Consider the following 15,497-nt stretch of genomic DNA (forward strand, 5'->3'; position numbering starts at 1 on the left):
TTTCATCTAGAAATGTCGAAAGCCTTTTGGTTCAAGTATCGAGGTTTTGCCATCCGCCACCAGTTCAACTGAGCCCGCGTTGGTGGTGACCTCCCCGATGTGGTGAAACCCGAGGTCCTGCACGGCCCAAAAATTTTCTTGTCTGACGGTAAATAAGAGCTCAAAATCTTCGCCGCCGTTCAAGGCGAGATCAAGACGATGCTTCTCGGGCAGAGCAAGAAATGTTATCGCCGGGTCGATCGGGAGCTTATCGATATCGATTCGGCAGCCGACGCGGCTTGCGTCGATCAGATGGCCCAGATCAGAAGAAAGTCCATCACTAAGGTCCATCATCGCCGATGTCAAGCCATGTTGTCGCAATAAGATAGCAGTCTTAACTTGAGGCAATGGCTGAAGTTGGCGAAACAGCAGATGTTTGAGTGGAGCGGGAAGCGTTTCGTCAAATCTTGCCCCGGATTCCAACCGTAACAGCCCCGCTGAGGCTCCGCCGATATAGCCCGATACGAAAATCGAATCCCCGGGTTTTGCGCCCGATCTCAGTATCGCTTCTCCTTTAGGCACCTCACCGATCACGGTGCTGTCGATAACAAATTTCCCTTCTGTTTTTGAGATATCGCCGCCCACCAACTCGACGTTGTGCTGCTTGGCCAGAGCGTGCCAGCCTTCATATAATCGATCTAGAAGATCGGTTTTCCACAGGTGCTCCGGAACGGCGATGGAAATTAGGGAAAAGGCTGGTATTCCGCCCATGGCGGCAATATCGGACAGCGAAACGGCAAGAGCCTTGTGGCCAAGGAATTCGGGTGTGGTCCATTCGAGGCGAAAGTCGATGTCCTCGACGAGCATGTCCGACGTCAGCAGCATGTCGGTCAATGCGTCCTTTGGCAAAATAGCACAGTCGTCGCCGATCCTGTCTAGCGAGAATTTTGATCTAATGTTGTTTATAAACTCAAATTCCGAAACCATTCTTTCGTTGACACAAGTACAATAAATACATACAATAACGATCACTAACTTAAACAGAACTTTAACACAGATGCGAACTCGATGGCACAAGAAGCTGTAGTGATACCTGAGAAAATTTACTTTAAGATCGGCGAGGTTTGCGAACTCGTCGGCGTTCAGGCTCATGTGCTTCGATATTGGGAAACTGAGTTTTCCACACTCTCACCCCAGAAGAACAAGTCGGGCCAGCGAAGCTATCGCCGGCGTGACGTAGAGATCGCTTTGCGGATCAAGCAGCTACTCTACAACGAAATGTTCACGATCGCCGGTGCACGGAAAAAGCTGCAGGCGGAGATCAGAGAAGGTTCAAAACCGAAGGAGCACTCCGCACCGCCCATCGCTCAGGTAAGGGCACAGGCAGAAGCCCCGGTTCCAACAGTTCCACCCGGAGTCGCCCTTGGCCCGACGGGAGCCCCGCTGCTGTTTGATGCGGGATTTGAAACTGAGTTAGAAACGGCTCCAACTGAGACAAGGACCCCACACGCAGTGCAGCCTGCTCGGGAATATTCCGGCAGTGAAAAAGACGCGATCAGGGTAATTGCAGGCCATCTTCTCGACCTTCGCGAAATGCTAAAGAATTCGCAGGTTTCGTAAGGGTACAGCCGCTAGTGACTAATTTCCCCCAGTTTGACATTTCCGAAGCGTAAAACTAATCTAGGAATTCGTTTTTTCGGGACGTAGCGCAGTCTGGTAGCGCGTTCGCTTGGGGTGCGAGAGGTCGTGAGTTCAAATCTCGCCGTCCCGACCAATAAATATGGGGCTTTCAGCGATTGCTGGAAGCTCCATTTTTTTGACTTGGTTGCAGTTTGGTTGCAGTATTCTTTTTGTCCTCCTTTTTCTGCTCAAAACTCTCAAAGATCATCACTCTTGATCAGGCTGGTTTATAAACATCCTTTGTGTGGTACAAAACTGCGCCGAATGGCGCGTTTTCGCGACTTTTATGGCCGATGCTGTCTATTTTCATGGCTTTTTGGCGAGGCACATTTTTTGCCAACTGGTGATCGGAGGTTCAGGAAATGGTTGAAATTATCACGATAGAAAAAGAAGAGCTGATTCGCTTGATCGACACCTCGGTCGCGGGGGCCATCGAAAAAGCTATACATTCATCTCAGCCGCCGCAGATCATGACGAAGTCCGAAGTTGCGAAGTATTTGAAGAAATCGGGAGCAACGATAAATCGATGGATGAGGAAAAATGGCCTTCCGTTTCACGGAGTGGGCCGGCCAACTTTCAACAGAACTGAAGTGGATGCCTGGTTAGCGAATTACTAAGCGTATGTCAGTTTTTAAGAAATATAACGGTAAGCGAATCAACGCTAAGCATCCGGCGTATGCGACAGCTCGTTGGTGGGTATACAGACGAGTTAAAGGACACAAGACCATTCATCAGGTTATTCCGACAGCCCGTACTAAGGAAGAAGCTGAACTCGCCGAGCGCCAACTGGTCAAGCAACTCTTCGACAGATCATTCGGTGTTGCAGATACAACCGTAACTTTTGGAGACTTTGTAGAAACGACCTATCGAAAATATGTAGATCAAAACAACGTCAATAAGGGAGCGAAGAATCTTTACATAAAACTTCTTTTGAAACACCTAAAGGATCAACCTCTGCATACCATTACGCCACAGGATTGTCGCGATTGCAGGAACAAACTCCAGTACGGTAAAAACCAGCGAAACAAGAAAAGTTTAATATCTCCGTCCTCGATCAATCGAATCATGTCGACTTTGTCGAAGATCTTTAGTCTCGCGTGTGAAGAGGACGTTCTCGATCGCAACCCAATGCAGTATGTGAAGGCCTTACCAGAACCACCGCCAAGAAAGCGCCTACTTACGACCGAGCAGAAGAAAGCCCTGTGGAAGGAACTTGAATCCGATCAGCTACTTTACAGGCTTGTTCAGTTGGCGGTTAACATGCCGTTGCGCCGGGGCCAGTTATTGGCATTGAATGAGGAGGTGATCGATTTTGAGAATCAAAGGGTATGGGTAATTGGTTCGAAGGGACGACCTCCGCGATCCGTACCGATCAATGCAACGGCAGCATCGGTACTACGGGATCTCATTGCCGATAAACAATTACCATTTCCAATTGTAGATTTCCGCAAGCGATGGCATCCAGTTCTTGTTAGAGCCAAAATCAACAAACCGGACGGCACGCGCGAAGAAAACTATCATTTCCACGACCTGAGAACCTACTTTGCCACTGAATTAATTCGGAGAAATACAAATCCGCTGATAGTACAGAATCTCTTTGCACATTCAGATATGAGTATTACAAATATTTACGCGGAAACCGACGCGGAACTTATGCTTGAGGCAGTAAAGCGACTTGACGGTTAGCTCGTCGCGTTCGGCGATTGTTGGAAATGATGTAGAGCCAAAATGATTTCCGCAGAAAATCTTGAAAGTCATCTCATCTTAAAATCGAGCGGCTAACATTTGAAGGCTTGGAATCCTTCACCTGAGTTTGTTGCAAAAGTTAACCACCTTATTGCTTAGACACTAGACTCCAACGTAACTTAGATTGTGTCCTAAGGAGCGAATCCCAAGTCTCGTCTGTTATTCGTCGTTCGTCTTATTCGTTGGGGAATCTTATTTTTCTAGGGAGTCACCAGTGGTAGACGGAACTGGTAAGTTACCTATAAATTGATAGCGATCATGTTTGGAATTTCACCGCTGCTTTGTAAGTTTTAGCGGTGCTCACTAGTTCACAGAAAGGATAAGGGAAATGAAAGATAGAAACATTGTTTCTTTAGAACATTTTATCGAAGCTGCTCGTGATGCAGGGTACACGAACATTGCAACCGCTCTTGCTGAGCTAATTGATAATGCGTTCGAAGCCCAAGCTATGTCGGTCAGAATTGAGTTTGAGATTTCTGAAGACCAGGAACTCTCGGTTTTAATCGGGGATGACGGATGCGGAATGGCCCCGACGGTACTCGAACTTGCATTGCAGTTTGGTGGCACGACCCGTTTCAATTCACGTACGGGTGCAGGTCGTTATGGAATGGGATTGCCCAACGGTTCCCTCAGTCAAGCTCGTCGAGTTGAAGTCGTGACTTGGAGGAACCGACGCACGGTCTGGAAAAGCTATCTTGATGTGGACGAAATAGTATCTGGTGAATTGAAATCCATACCAAAGTCTATGCGAGTCGGAATTTCATACGCTAATACCGAATCGGGCACAGTCGTAATTTGGAAGAAGTGCGATCGGATTAACTTCAAGAATAAACGAATCTTTTTAACGAGGATAAGGAAGACCTTGGGTCGCCTGTTCAGAAAGCATCTGTGGGCAGGAAAGGAGATAATCGTAGGCGGTGAAAAAGTTGTTCCGGTTGACCCTTTGTTCTTACGAACCAACGATTCAGAAAATGCGGCTCCTTTCGGTTCTGAAGTTGAGTATGAGATCGCCGTGCCGGGAATCCAGAACCTTACCTCGAAAGTCACAGTTAAGTTCGTCGAATTGCCAATTGAAAGATGGCACTCGCTCTCGAATGAACAAAAGCAATCCATGGGCATCTCGAAAGGTGCTGGTACATCAATAATTCGTGCCGGCCGGGAAATTGATTCTGGCTGGTTTTTTATGGGTAAGAAGCGCAAGGAAAACTACGATGACTGGTGGAGATGCGAAATCTGTTATGAGCCGGAATTGGACGAGATTTTCGGAGTGACGAACACGAAGCAAGGCATTCGTGTGCATCAAAGCCGGAGCGTATCGGAACCGAGATGACGCCGAACCCAGTTCGACCGGACACGCCTTCGAGATCCGCGGCCAGGGCTACGTAAACACAACATCCTTTATCGAAAACGGTGAAACAAGTGCTGTTGGCAGGGCTTTAGCAAATCTGGGGTTCAAGATCGACAACGGCATCGCATCAAGAGAAGAGATGCAGAAGGTCGAAAGAATGACCGAGGCACCTAGACCCACCGGCAACAATGGACGAAATGGCCATAACGGGCGTCTCGTCTCACAATCCGTTTCATAAACTCTTTCCAGTAAACAAATAATGTCTGAATTAGAAACCGGTGATGACAGCATACGGAAGTTTCTGCATGAGCTTGATATTAGGATCAGAGCCCGATATCCGCTTATTGCTATCAATACCTTCGAAGAAGACCGCGTAAGAGAGGCGTTGGTCGATCTCGTCTTTCAGGAGCGGCATAAGGAAAAGTCTCTCTACTTTTGGAGTCGTCCAAGCGGCCTTCAGAAGGTAGTCGATCCGAAAGAGGGACTGCTAAGCTCGCCTCAAACGATCGGCGATACCGAAGATCCCGAAAGCCTTCTTGGCTTTATCAGCGAGCAGAAGACAGGCATTTTCCTGCTTTGTGACTACGCTCCCTATATCTCACCGTATGGGCAGGAAGATCCGCTGCTCGTTCGACGACTTCGTGAGATCGCCTGGAAGCTGAAATCGACGAAAGCCACCGTTCTCTTTGTAGGACCGAACTTTCCCGAATTAAAAACACTCGAAAAGGAAGTAACGCAAATAGAACTCGACCTTCCGAGGGAGTCCGAGATCGAAGACTCGATCGAACTTCAGTTTGAGAACCTGCGTTCCAATGGTCTCGATATCAGCCTTACCAAAGAAACTCAGGACGCTCTGCAGCAATCTCTCCTTGGTCTAACATCCGTGGAGATAAGCAATGTCATTGCCAAAGCAGTTATCAGCTGCAACGGTCTGAATCAGGACTCGATCAATGTCATCCTTGAGGAAAAGAAAAACGTAATTCGAGGCAGCGGTTCGCTTACGTATGTTCATCCCGAACCGGCAAGCAACTTAGGCGGCTATCAATCGCTTCGAGCAATCCTCGAACGTGCAGCATATACCTTTAGTCCGAGAGCAAAGGCCCGACACGTCGAACCGTGTAAAGGCATACTGCTTGTCGGTCTTCCGGGGTGCGGAAAGGACCTCTGTAAACGTGTCGCTTCAAGCATTACAAACCGAGCGCTACTCGACTTGGACTTCGGTTCGATCATGGGTGAGGGCGGAGGCGTTATCGGCTCGTCAGCAATGTCGATAAAGCGGGCGCTATCTATCGCGGGAACGATCAAAGGCATTCTGGGTATCAGCGAGTTCGAGAAGGCGGTCTCAGGAATGAAATCGTCGAATAAGACCGACGGCGGAGAAACGGCGAGAACAATCTCCTATCTTCTCAACTGGATGCAGGACAACAAGGACGTTCTCGTTTTCGCGACCGCGAACGACGTTCGAGAGCTCGAATCCGAACAGTTCAGGATCGGCCGGTTCTCATACATACATTTCGTCGACCTTCCGGAGACCGATGATCGGAAAGAGATATTTCGGGTACACCTTAAGAAAAGAGCACTTGATGCCGAACAGTTTGATCTCGATAAGCTCGTAGATAAAAGCAAAGACTTTTCCGGAGCGGAGATCGAAGGTGCAGTACAAGACGGAGTTCTTGAGGCCTTCATCGACGGCGACCGGCAGGCCGAGACTCGCGACATAATTAAGGCCGCCGAGAACATGACGCCTACAGCTCAGATGATGAGCGAGAAGATCGAAGAGATACGCAAATGGGCGCGGAACAATATCAAAGGCGTAGGCTCCCGAAACGAAAATCCTGGCATTACCGGAACTCGCGCCGATCGGATCTATGAACTCTAATTACGGAGAATCTACTATATGAGTAAATACATGACATTCGACTCTCAGTCATTTCCGAATCGAGAGTTGCTTCTCGAAGCCTTGGCCGAATGCGGCTTCGCATCTCCGATTGTTGGGAGTGACATTTCTCTTGAAGGATGGGACAAACGCGATCCACAAACAGCCGACGTCGTAATCAGGCGTCGAGATGTAAACGGCCAATCCCTACTAGGCGATATCGGCTTCCGGAAAACCGCGAAAGGCTATGTTGCGGTTATCGACGACATGGATCTGTCGTATCGCCTCGGCAAAGATTTCATCATTAGACTGCAAAACAACTATCACGAAGCAGCCGCGAGAAAGATGGCAAAGAAGCTTGGGGGAACGCTTAGTAAAGAGCGGGTGGGAAAGACTCTCAAGATACGGATTAAATATTGAGGAGCATCGAAAATGCCTGAAGTCGAATTCAAAATCGATACTGAACGCGGAACCTGCGAAACCGAGATAAAAGGTTATCAAGGTGCCGCTTGTGAGAAGGCCGCGAGGCAGCTAAAGGAATTTCTTGGCGATCCCACTGCTGAAACTAAAAAGCAAGAGTATTTCGTCACACCGAGGTCCAAACTGACCAGCAAACAAAAATGAGCCAAGAAATCACTTTCATACTCGAACCCGACAATGGGAAAATCACGGCTGAAGTCTCTGGCGTTTCTACCGATGTACTCACTGATCTAAGGGACGACCTAGGCACCTCCCAGAATGTGAATTGCGGAAAACAGAACAAAGGAGGCGCCGTGAAGATGTCCGCGTCAGAAAATCCCGGTTCCGACCGCACTCAGTCCATCTGGATCTATCGGATTTATCACAATTCGGTCGTAGATGGCCCCGGACGGCGTAGCGTCATCCAGGTTTCCGGGTGCTCAATAGGATGCCCTGACTGTTATGTTCCGGAAACACACCGGATTCAGAATGGATCGTTATTCACAATCTCGTCTGTGGTCGAAGAAATAGTAGAGAATTGTAACGAGCAAGATGGCGTAACAATTTTAGGTGGCGAACCATTCGACCAGACGGGAGCGGTTGCAGAACTCGTACACAGGCTAAAGCGTCTGGGTATGCACATAACGATCTATTCCGGTAACACGATAGAAACTTTGGTTGAACGATTTGATCCTAACGTTCATTACATTCTTACTCATATCGATCTTCTTATCGACGGCCCGTTTATCCATAGGTTTGCCGAGAACGCTGGTGGGTATAAAGGTTCCCGAAATCAACGACTCATCTATTCAAAAGATCGGTCTGAAACCTGCTTATCAGTTAACCAGAATTGAAAATGGCCAAGCGGCTGGCAATTCAACTCATCGAGAAAGAAATTTATCAACCAGAGCGATAAAAGTTGACCGCTGATTTCGCTCAGTTGCGGGTCTTTCATGAACGAGGATGCACCCCAAACATTCGATCGGCTTCTTCGTTAGTTCTGAATTGATCTACATCCTTTTGCGGTAGCGATTGCAGCTTACCCATTTGGACTAAGATATCTAGATGGCTCTGTAAAGCTAAATAAATATATAAAAATTGCCATATTTCGTGATCAAGGATTTCCGTCATTCGAGATAAGTTCGTTTATTGCCCATTCGCTTATATCCGTATGATGGAGCCAAAAGGAAGTGAGCATCCGGTTCAAAACTCTGAGAACGGCGACAAATGTCAGAGATCACTCGCGGGGGATCCATCGGCATTTTTTTGTTTGCTCCATATTACTTGTTTCGTTACTTCTACTTTCTTCCCCAGCTTTTCCTCTCAATCCGGATAGAGCGATCACAAATCTTTATATACGGCGTGGACGGCGAAGGACGGTGCTCCAAGCCCGATAATAGCCGGTGCGCAGGCAACCGATGTTCATCTATGGGTGGGCACTTCTTCTGGCCTCTATCGTTTCGATGGGGTCATCTATGAGGGGTACGAACCTTTGTTTGGGGCCCCATTTGCAACTACCAATATTTACTCTGCGTGTTTTATGGTATGGGAGCGCCTTAAATGTATTTGAATTTGCCATCGGCTTGTTGCGTAAAGTAAATTTTTTAGGAAAATACCGAACCTAATTAGGGAAAATCCCTATTATTCCAACCAACCATTGGTGATACTTTTTTTCATTTTGGGGAAGTAATGGAATTAGTTCCGCCACCTCCATGTGAATGGATACCGTGTGGGGCCTTAGCCATAAATCATGTCGTGCCCGGACCTCGCGATCTCACCCCGATAAAACATCCGCTTGGCTTCGAGATTGTCGATAACCCCAGGCACCGCGATCTTTGCTCCTCTCATTTCGCGGAGTTGGCCATTCGGTATTCCCTCACGTCCACTTTCGAACTAGGTCAATGCCCCGACTGCCATCTGGCGCCGCCCCTGCCTAACGGTTCCTAACCTGTTTTTGACTTGGAATCATTCACTGCTCCAGCATACATTGGCGGCGAATTATATTTCGGTGGATGCTATGAAGCCGGCAGTTCATATGAACATTTCAGCCGGGCAAAATATCGGTGAAGTGTGACGGGCGGCATGCTGCTCGAAACGAGGATCGGCCCGGTCTTTCTCGGCGGAAGTTTTGCCGATGGTGATCGCAAAAAAATCTATTTTTCCCTAGGGCGCGTTTTTTGATTCAGAACCCGCTGCTGGAGCAGTATCAACTCTGCTGCTTACTCGGAACTCCATTTTTGTCTTATCGGCAGGCTGTTCCGTTTCTTGAAAGCTAACCCTGTCCCGCGAAACCTGCCATCTTTCTTCTAGATACCCAGCAACCGCCTCGTTACGTTCAGTGGCAATCTTCTGCGTTTCGTCCTTTCTCCGATTTGCGGCGACCGTCATTATGAGAGTGGCATTTTCGCGCATTACGCGGCCGGCAAAGTCGAGCTGTAGCATCCCCAAGATCGGAAGGGAAGAACTTTTGGCGGGAAACTCTATAAAACCGAGATTGGTCGGAATTCGTTCCATACTAACTGTGGCACTTTGATCACCTAGATCTGCCCGAACTTTATCGATCACTTCAGGTTTTGGGACCGGTGGGATCGCCGTCTCGCAGAGGTAGGTCATTTTGAGGTGAAGCGAATTTGTCCCGTCCGTAATTACCTGGCGGCTGATCAGCCTAGCGTCCGGCGGTAATTGCATATCGCTCATTGATCTGTCGATCTGCCGCCAGAGGCCTGCCTGAAGTTCGCCTAGGGTAGGTGTAGCGGGTTTTCTGTCGCGTAGCCGAGTCAGAACAGATGTCGTCGGAATTTCAGTCAGATTGAGATTTAACGATTCGATCGGCCGCTTAAGCTGCGATGCAAGCAATTGAATGAATTTCGCTTTTTCGTTCGGAGTGTACGGTTCGTCGTCGAAAACACGGAGATCGATATTTAGCTTCTCTTCCGTTTCCAGAATGGTGAGTTGATCCACCGAACTTCTCACCACGCCGTTCGACTTCGTTTGAAGCTGCTGTTTCCACAGGTCGAGAATATCTTTTCTTAGCACATTGTCCCGTCGCTTCAGAGCGATTTCCTTTTGCAGTTGGCTGAACGACTGGGTAAGCGGAATAAGGATTGCGATCAGCGGTATCAGGATCATTACAAACCGGACGCCGAGGCTCCGAATTTCGCGTGCCTTTTCAAGGGCTGGGAAGCGAGCAATAAAGCGGAGAATCATCGAACTCTCCGGATCGTTGTGCTCCCATTCTTCGGCGCGTTCTTTCACGTTGGACGTACTTACCTGAACGATCAGAAAAATGACCATTGCGGTGAAAGTTATCGCGACTAGATTGGTCAAAAACAACAGGCCACCACCGGAAGCAATCCGCCAGCCAGTCGCTGTATCCAAGGTCATAATGAGGCCCAGGCCGTAACCCGCAACGCATAGCGGTGGCATCAGGGCGACGGCGATGGCCACGCCAGGGATAGACGTGGCCACGCCTTTTACGTCACGGCAAACCGCGATCGATCCGACAGCACCGGACAGCAATGCGATAAAGAGGTCTAGTGTGTTTGGTTGAGTACGAGCGGCGATTTCATTCGTCATTTCTCGGAAAGGCAGAAGTGCCACGAGAAATACCGCAAAGAGAACGGCGAGTAAACAGCTTAAAATAATCTTTGCGAGCGCACGCAAAGCCAGGATCATATCCCCAGAGGCCAATGACAATCCGGCTGCGAGGATCGGGCCCATCAGCGGTGAGATAAGCATTGCCCCAATGATCACCGCCGGCGAATTCATAACGAGTCCGAGCGTTGCGATCCCAGCCGAGAATAAGATCTGGAGCCAGTAAATTAGATCATAAAGCGTCGCCCCACGCGAAAGTTCAATATACAGGTTGGATTTACGATCGGCTTCCACGCCCAAAGCCTTGGCGATGCGAGAGCGAAAGTCGACAAGTTTCCTAAGCAAGTTATAATTCATCGTGGCCCAACTTCTTTCCGATTCGAGTTCTGGATCGTGATTTCTTATTATGCCATAGTGCCAGATCCTAACGGCCCGCATTGATATAGCCATGATTGGCTGAGTACTTAATTAGAATATGAATTCGCCTAAACCAATTATGGTTCCTCTGGATTTTGAAATGGTCGAGCCGAGTGAACAAGCACGACGGGCCGATGAATTTTTCAAGCTGCTAAACCGACGCCGAACCGTCCGTGCTTATTCTGACCAGGACGTGCCGATAGAGTTGATAGAACGAGCCATCGCGACTGCCGGGACGGCTCCGTCGGGCGCGAATATGCAGCCGTGGCGGTTTGTCGTTGTGCAAGATGCGGAAATTAAGCGGAAGATCCGCGAGGCGGCGGAAAAGGAAGAATATGAGAGCTATCACGGCCGCATGAGCGAAAAATGGCTGCGTCGGCTGGCGGTGCTCGGCACGGACGAGCACAAGCCGTTTCTCGAGACAGCACCGTATCTTATTGTTGTTTTCCGTATCACTACCGTTGTCGAAGACGGCGAGACCGAACCGACATATTACTCGCAGGAATCGGTCGGCATCGCCGTCGGAATGCTCCTCGCCGCCCTCCACAACATCGGCCTCGCCACCCTGACGCATACGCCGTCGCCGATGAAGTTTTTGCAGGAGATTCTCGAACGACCGAATAATGAAGTGCCGTTCGTGTTGATCCCAGTGGGTTATCCGGCCGACAATGCCGTTGTTCCGGACATTAAGAGAAAAACGCTCGAACATATAATGCAGGTGGTTTGATCTGCGTATCTCTCTCGGCTGATATTTAGCGATGCGTTGCAGAAAATGCAGTCGCTTCATTTTTTGTCCCCAACAATTATGACCGAGATGGTAGTTTGTGTAGAAATGACCTAAGAGGGTATCTTAGAGTCGATCTATCCACCCACCTATAACATGAAGGTTGTCCTGTCGCAATTTAGAGAATACTCCTTTTCCCTGAGATATTTGACTGCGCTTGTTCTAGTAATATTCGCATCATTCGCGACAAACGGACTATGGTTGCTGGTTGACCGGCCCATCAGCACACCGCTTTTTTTGGCAGCTATTCTTGTTAGTTCATGGTTAGGGGGGATACGCGTTGGAATATTTGCTTCAATAATTTCCGGATTAGTGATTGATTATTATTATTTTCAACCTTTTAGTGCCTTTGGTTTCGGGCGGGAAGAGATTATCAGACTTATATTATTTCAAGCGGAAGGATCGTTGATGTGCTGGCTAATTGAAAAGGTTAGGACAGCTTCCGAGGAAATCAGGTATTCGCGCGAAGAACTTAGAGATCTGACTCAACACCTACAGTCGCTTCGCGAAACTGAACAAAAGCGTATTGCCTTGGAGATCCATGACGACTTGGGCCAATCTTTAACTAGATTAAAAATGGACGTACACGTTCTAAATCGTCGATTAGGCACCCTTGACCGGAAAGAAGCCTTTGATGAGGTTCCAGACACCCTCAGCAGCTTTAGTGGACGGATCGATGACGCAATTGATTCGGTGCGTAGGATAGCGTCGGACTTGCGACCATTAATGCTGGATGACCTGGGCCTTGTCGCCGCCTGCGAATGGCAGGCAAGCGAGTTTGCGAGGACCACCGGTATAACATGCGACTTTAGATCCGATATCGCGGAGTTGGATATGGGGCCAGATTCGAACACGGCCATTTTTCGGATCTTCCAAGAGGCTTTGACAAATATCGCACGTCACTCGGGAGCAAAAAAGGCTTCGATCAATTTTACCGGTGCGAATACTAGTATCGTGATTACTATTGCCGACAACGGGAGAGGTATTAGGAGTCATGGTAAGAAGAACACTCAAGGTTTAGGACACGTGGGGATGCGTGAAAGAACGCGGGTTTTAGGTGGCCAACTCACCATTAGCAATGGCCCGTTAGGTGGAACTGTCGTTGAATTGTATATACCGCGGGTCGTGGCTGACTAAATACCCAAACGAAAATGAAAGTTATAATAGCGGACGATCACGTAATTTTAAGAGAAGGTATTAGGCAGATACTTGATTGCGAATCCGACATCGAAGTCGTAGGCGAGGCCTCGGATGGAGCCGAACTCTTCAAGCTAATTCTCGAAAACAAGGTTGATGTAATCGTCCTCGATATTACAATGCCGGGGCAGAGCGGGCTTGAGATCCTGAAAGATGTCACCCGTTTGTATCCCAAAACTCCTGTAATCATGCTAAGTATGCATCGCAGTGATCAATACGCCCTGAGATCATTCCGGGCAGGAGCCTCCGGCTACCTCACAAAGCAAGCTGCTTCGGATGAACTTGTCGCTGCGATTCGAACCGCCCACAGGGGCGAGAAATATGTCAATTCCGAGGTTGCTGGCATTTTTGCCAATTTTTTCAAAAAAGGTGAGCCCGCAGAACTTCATGCCTTACTGTCCGATCGGGAACTCGAGGTTTTTCGCTTGATTGCCTTAGGCATTGGCTTGAGCCAAATTGGCCAACAGATGAACCTGAGTGTGAAAACGATTAGTACTTATCGCTCCAGAATAATGGAAAAAACGGGATTCCTTAGCAACGCCGATATTACCCGATATTCAATCGAAAATAAGTTGAGCTAGTGATATCCCAGATGTCCATCTGAGAACCCGCACATACCTTCCATTTCCCCTACCATCATGTAGGAAATCTCCTACGTTCAACTTCGCAAAATCCTATCTGTATATAAGAACTATCCGATTGTAAAGATTTGTAAAGACGCCTACCTTATAGAGGATTCAAGCCCGAGATATTAGTAAGACGTCTGAACGGCTTAGAAAGTCTCAAAAAAATTAAAAAAAATGCGTTCACAGATCCTGATACTCAGTTTACACAGGGTAGGATATCCGCCTGCGAATGCGACACACCGTAATCTTTTTACGACGCCGCGTTTACTTACCTTCCTGCTAAGGTTCCTTAAGCTATTAGGGTTTCGATTCGCGACGCTAAAAGACGGGCTATCTGCTACCGATGGCAAAATTGCCATAATTACGTTTGACGATGGGTATGAAGATAATTTCACACTTGGACTTCCTGTCCTTCAGAAATTCAATGCTCCGGCCACAGTTTTTGTTATTACAGGGGATGTCGGGGCAAGAAACTTAAGTTGGGATGAAGCAGGAGAAAAACTGCCCGCGGATTTCATGTCATGGAATGAATTGAAGAAGCTACGAGAATGTGGATGGGAAATAGGTAGTCACGCACATAGTCACATTCACCTTGCAGAGCACCCTCGTAGAGTGCAGACGGATGCCATAACCAGGTCCATAAATGAAATCAAAGAAAATCTCGGTGAGACTACCGTTTCTTTCGCATACCCGTATGGAAGCTATGATCAAGTTACGTTAGAGGTTCTCGATGAAGCAGGTATTGAGGCAGCAGTCACTATTATGCCATCCACTAGCAGAAAACATCCTCTGGATGAGAACCCGTTAGAGTTAAGTCGAGTATCGATCGGCGGACGAAATCTTCATCACTATTTTAAGTCTATGGTTCGTATTCTCAGAGCGACCGGAATTTCCTCCTTATTACCTGTTCCTAAATTGGCCGAGCCGTCGTCGAACTCGGTAGCCGTTACCGATTAACGGTCGGGCAACAAGTCAGAACATAATGCCGCGAGAGAAAAGAGCGAAACTGGAATACAGGCTGCCGTAGCGGATCGGGCGTTGAGACAGCGCTTGCAAGCAGTTCAAAAACGAAAAGCGGGAAACCAACCACGATCCACAACCAGTCACCGGACAACACCGGAACATACTCAATCGTATTAACCGTAAAGCCTGCATCTCCTAAGATTCTAATTAGATTTTGCGCGGGCAATATCTTCCAGGTAGGGATACCGGAAACACTCCTGAAAGGATATTGGGTGAACCGTCCCGAAAGTAAATACAGCAGTCGATCCTTCGCCGTGAGCAGGTTATCGTTGGTGACAATTAGGTCGCCATCATCGGAGATAATTCGTCGGATGGCTTTAAAAAAAGAAAGCGTGTTATCAAATTCCATCACACCGCTGATGCATGTAACGACGTCAAATTGCCCCTCTAATGTTTTCGGTTGAGCCCCGTCAAGTTCGATAAAGGAATGAGAAAATGATTCCTTCGGCTGATCCAAGTCAGCGCCGGTCAAAATCCAGTCTGGAAAACAATCGTGCGTCGCATCCAAAAATTCACCATTTCCGCAGGGTATGTCCAAGAGCCGACTTGGGGCCTCTGCCTTTTTGTTTGTTAGAAGTAATTCAATTATTTTGCGATTGACACCCTTCGATGTATTACCCCTCGGTATGGCTGCTAATTTTTCAGATTGGTTCTTCACACGAGCATTATCGCACCATTCGCTCCGACCAAATAGTCCCGAAATTCGTACGCCATAGAGACTCTTCTGAGCTAATTTGCATTTTGGCGATGAATAAAACCGACAGACTT

16 protein-coding genes and 1 tRNA gene are annotated in these 15,497 nt (G+C 48.1%); 14 read left to right on the forward strand and 3 right to left on the reverse strand.

All coding sequences use genetic code 11. The features are described from left to right. Window positions 1-6: 6 nt before the first annotated feature. A complete protein-coding gene (gene thiL / locus IPG22_17570; protein MBK6590097.1) occupies window positions 7-966 on the reverse strand; it encodes a thiamine-phosphate kinase in 960 nt (319 codons plus the stop codon). A gap of 81 nt (window positions 967-1,047) precedes the next feature. Here thiL and IPG22_17575 point away from each other — a divergent pair, with 81 nt between their 5' ends. The 10 genes from IPG22_17575 (at window position 1,048) to IPG22_17620 (ending at window position 7,942) form a co-directional block, all read left to right on the forward strand. Beyond that, window positions 1,048-1,599 carry a MerR family transcriptional regulator gene (locus IPG22_17575; protein MBK6590098.1) on the forward strand — a complete coding sequence of 184 codons (552 nt, stop codon included), beginning with the start codon at window positions 1,048-1,050 and terminating at the stop codon, window positions 1,597-1,599. Between the two features lie 77 nt (window positions 1,600-1,676). Further along, window positions 1,677-1,753, forward strand: a tRNA-Pro gene (locus tag IPG22_17580). Window positions 1,754-2,021: 268 nt separating this feature from the next. Next, window positions 2,022-2,276: a helix-turn-helix domain-containing protein gene (locus tag IPG22_17585; GenBank protein ID MBK6590099.1), complete on the forward strand. Its 255-nt coding sequence runs from the start codon at window positions 2,022-2,024 to the stop codon at window positions 2,274-2,276. 4 nt (window positions 2,277-2,280) lie between these two features. Continuing rightward, window positions 2,281-3,345, forward strand: a complete 1,065-nt coding sequence (locus IPG22_17590) for a site-specific integrase (protein MBK6590100.1) — start codon at window positions 2,281-2,283, stop codon at window positions 3,343-3,345. Between the two features lie 388 nt (window positions 3,346-3,733). Next, a complete protein-coding gene (locus IPG22_17595; GenBank protein MBK6590101.1) occupies window positions 3,734-4,735 on the forward strand; it encodes an ATP-binding protein in 1,002 nt (333 codons plus the stop codon). Beyond that, window positions 4,698-4,991, forward strand: a complete 294-nt coding sequence (locus tag IPG22_17600) for a hypothetical protein (GenBank protein MBK6590102.1) — start codon at window positions 4,698-4,700, stop codon at window positions 4,989-4,991. The genes IPG22_17595 and IPG22_17600 overlap by 38 nt, the downstream gene beginning before the upstream one ends. Before the next feature lie 21 nt (window positions 4,992-5,012). After that, complete coding sequence (locus tag IPG22_17605; GenBank protein MBK6590103.1) at window positions 5,013-6,632, forward strand: AAA family ATPase; 1,620 nt, start codon at window positions 5,013-5,015, stop codon at window positions 6,630-6,632. An 18-nt stretch (window positions 6,633-6,650) separates the two neighbouring features. Continuing rightward, complete coding sequence (locus IPG22_17610; GenBank protein MBK6590104.1) at window positions 6,651-7,049, forward strand: DUF1257 domain-containing protein; 399 nt, start codon at window positions 6,651-6,653, stop codon at window positions 7,047-7,049. 12 nt (window positions 7,050-7,061) lie between these two features. Then, a complete protein-coding gene (locus tag IPG22_17615; GenBank protein ID MBK6590105.1) occupies window positions 7,062-7,253 on the forward strand; it encodes a DUF2997 domain-containing protein in 192 nt (63 codons plus the stop codon). Beyond that, on the forward strand, window positions 7,250-7,942 hold the full coding sequence (locus IPG22_17620; GenBank protein MBK6590106.1) for a radical SAM protein: 693 nt from the start codon (window positions 7,250-7,252) through the stop codon (window positions 7,940-7,942). The genes IPG22_17615 and IPG22_17620 overlap by 4 nt, the downstream gene beginning before the upstream one ends. 1,309 nt (window positions 7,943-9,251) lie before the next feature. Here IPG22_17620 and IPG22_17625 read toward each other — a convergent pair. After that, window positions 9,252-11,039 carry a DUF389 domain-containing protein gene (locus tag IPG22_17625; protein MBK6590107.1) on the reverse strand — a complete coding sequence of 596 codons (1,788 nt, stop codon included), beginning with the start codon at window positions 11,037-11,039 and terminating at the stop codon, window positions 9,252-9,254. Between the two features lie 139 nt (window positions 11,040-11,178). Here IPG22_17625 and IPG22_17630 point away from each other — a divergent pair, with 139 nt between their 5' ends. The 4 genes from IPG22_17630 (at window position 11,179) to IPG22_17645 (ending at window position 14,663) form a co-directional block, all read left to right on the forward strand. Beyond that, window positions 11,179-11,826, forward strand: coding sequence for a nitroreductase family protein (locus IPG22_17630; protein ID MBK6590108.1), 648 nt, complete (start codon window positions 11,179-11,181; stop codon window positions 11,824-11,826). Between the two features lie 153 nt (window positions 11,827-11,979). Next, entirely contained in the window at window positions 11,980-13,020 is a 1,041-nt protein-coding gene (locus tag IPG22_17635; GenBank protein MBK6590109.1) for a sensor histidine kinase, read from the forward strand. 14 nt (window positions 13,021-13,034) lie between these two features. Continuing rightward, on the forward strand, window positions 13,035-13,661 hold the full coding sequence (locus IPG22_17640; protein ID MBK6590110.1) for a response regulator transcription factor: 627 nt from the start codon (window positions 13,035-13,037) through the stop codon (window positions 13,659-13,661). Between the two features lie 219 nt (window positions 13,662-13,880). Beyond that, window positions 13,881-14,663, forward strand: a complete 783-nt coding sequence (locus tag IPG22_17645; GenBank protein MBK6590111.1) for a polysaccharide deacetylase family protein — start codon at window positions 13,881-13,883, stop codon at window positions 14,661-14,663. Here the strand turns inward: IPG22_17645 and IPG22_17650 are convergent. Then, complete coding sequence (locus IPG22_17650) at window positions 14,653-15,387, reverse strand: methyltransferase domain-containing protein (protein ID MBK6590112.1); 735 nt, start codon at window positions 15,385-15,387, stop codon at window positions 14,653-14,655. The two genes, IPG22_17645 and IPG22_17650, sit on opposite strands and share 11 nt — an antisense overlap. Window positions 15,388-15,497: the final 110 nt, after the last annotated feature.

The organism is Acidobacteriota bacterium, assembly GCA_016703965.1.
GTDB lineage: Bacteria > Acidobacteriota > Blastocatellia > Pyrinomonadales > Pyrinomonadaceae > OLB17.

Bases quoted from the DNA above. Each gene is read 5' to 3' on its own strand.
- IPG22_17645 (MBK6590111.1), top strand. From the start codon at position 13,881: ATGCGTTCACAGATCCTGATACTCAGTTTACACAGGGTAGGATATCCG.
- IPG22_17585 (MBK6590099.1), top strand. From the start codon at position 2,022: ATGGTTGAAATTATCACGATAGAAAAAGAAGAGCTGATTCGCTTGATC.
- IPG22_17605 (MBK6590103.1), top strand. From the start codon at position 5,013: ATGTCTGAATTAGAAACCGGTGATGACAGCATACGGAAGTTTCTGCAT.
- IPG22_17625 (MBK6590107.1), bottom strand. From the start codon at position 11,039: ATGAATTATAACTTGCTTAGGAAACTTGTCGACTTTCGCTCTCGCATC.
- IPG22_17575 (MBK6590098.1), top strand. From the start codon at position 1,048: ATGGCACAAGAAGCTGTAGTGATACCTGAGAAAATTTACTTTAAGATC.
- IPG22_17615 (MBK6590105.1), top strand. From the start codon at position 7,062: ATGCCTGAAGTCGAATTCAAAATCGATACTGAACGCGGAACCTGCGAA.
- thiL (MBK6590097.1), bottom strand. From the start codon at position 966: ATGGTTTCGGAATTTGAGTTTATAAACAACATTAGATCAAAATTCTCG.
- IPG22_17620 (MBK6590106.1), top strand. From the start codon at position 7,250: ATGAGCCAAGAAATCACTTTCATACTCGAACCCGACAATGGGAAAATC.
- IPG22_17590 (MBK6590100.1), top strand. From the start codon at position 2,281: ATGTCAGTTTTTAAGAAATATAACGGTAAGCGAATCAACGCTAAGCAT.
- IPG22_17640 (MBK6590110.1), top strand. From the start codon at position 13,035: ATGAAAGTTATAATAGCGGACGATCACGTAATTTTAAGAGAAGGTATT.
- IPG22_17635 (MBK6590109.1), top strand. From the start codon at position 11,980: ATGAAGGTTGTCCTGTCGCAATTTAGAGAATACTCCTTTTCCCTGAGA.
- IPG22_17595 (MBK6590101.1), top strand. From the start codon at position 3,734: ATGAAAGATAGAAACATTGTTTCTTTAGAACATTTTATCGAAGCTGCT.
- IPG22_17630 (MBK6590108.1), top strand. From the start codon at position 11,179: ATGGTTCCTCTGGATTTTGAAATGGTCGAGCCGAGTGAACAAGCACGA.
- IPG22_17610 (MBK6590104.1), top strand. From the start codon at position 6,651: ATGAGTAAATACATGACATTCGACTCTCAGTCATTTCCGAATCGAGAG.